The 973-nt window shown below is 68.8% G+C and carries 1 protein-coding gene; it reads right to left on the bottom strand.

Annotated elements, in window-relative coordinates; translation table 11 throughout:
* A partial coding sequence (dnaG, locus tag MOV74_RS39045; RefSeq protein ID WP_246932930.1) for a DNA primase occupies nt 1–973 on the bottom strand: 973 nt, incomplete at both ends.

Below are 973 nucleotides of genomic sequence, written 5' to 3'. Positions count from 1 at the left end.
GCCGCGCCCCCCTTCCGGAGCAAAGGCGCGCTGCAGCCGCTCGACGAATTCGTCGCGATAATAGCGCCGCACCACCTCGTCGCGGATGCCGCCCGTCAGCTCCTTGATGCGCGCTTCCAGCGCGGCGCGGCGTTCGGGGGTGGCGAAATTGCCGCCTTCGAGCTCGCGCGACCAGATCATGTCGGCGAGCGGACGGGCAGCTCCGATCACCTCCTCGATCGCGCCGCGGCCACCGGAGCGGGCGAGATCGTCGGGGTCCTGCCCCTCCGGCAGCAGCGCGAAACGAAGACTCTTGCCGGGTGCGAGGAAGGGCAGCGCGAGATCGGCAGCGCGATACGCTGCCTTTTGCCCCGCGCGGTCGCCGTCGAAGCAGAGGATCGGCTCGTCCGCCATCTTCCAGAGCAGCGCGAGCTGGCTCTCGGTGAGCGCGGTGCCGAGCGGCGCGACGGCGCCCGCAAAGCCCGCGGTCACCATCGCGATGACGTCGACATAGCCCTCGACCACGACCAGCACGCTGCCGTCATGGGTGGCTTTGCGCGCGGTCTGGTGGTTGTAGAGATTGTCGCCCTTGTGGAAGAGCGGCGTCTCCGGCGAGTTCAGGTATTTGGCCGGAACGTCCTTCTCCAGCGCGCGCCCGCCGAAGGCGATGACGCGGCCACGCAGGTCCGTGATCGGAAACATCACGCGGTCGCGGAAGCGGTCGTAGGGAACGGGAATGTCGTCGCCGGCCACCAAGAGCCCGGTCTCGACCATGTCCTCGACGGAGATTCCGAGCTTGCCGAGATGCTCCTTCAGCGCGAAGCGATCGGGCGAGGCATAGCCGAGGCGGAACTGCAATTGCGTCGCCGGCGAGATGGCGCGGTCGGCGAGATAGCCGCGCGCTTTCGCGCCGACGCGCGAGGCCAGCGTCTCCGCGAAATAGGTCGCGGCGAGATCCATGACGTCATGCAGCGTGCGGCGCCGCTGCTCCTGG

The organism is Bradyrhizobium sp. SHOUNA76, from assembly GCF_023006445.1.
In the GTDB taxonomy this organism is placed as follows: domain Bacteria; phylum Pseudomonadota; class Alphaproteobacteria; order Rhizobiales; family Xanthobacteraceae; genus Bradyrhizobium.
This window is presented reverse-complemented; position numbering and strand designations above follow the sequence as displayed.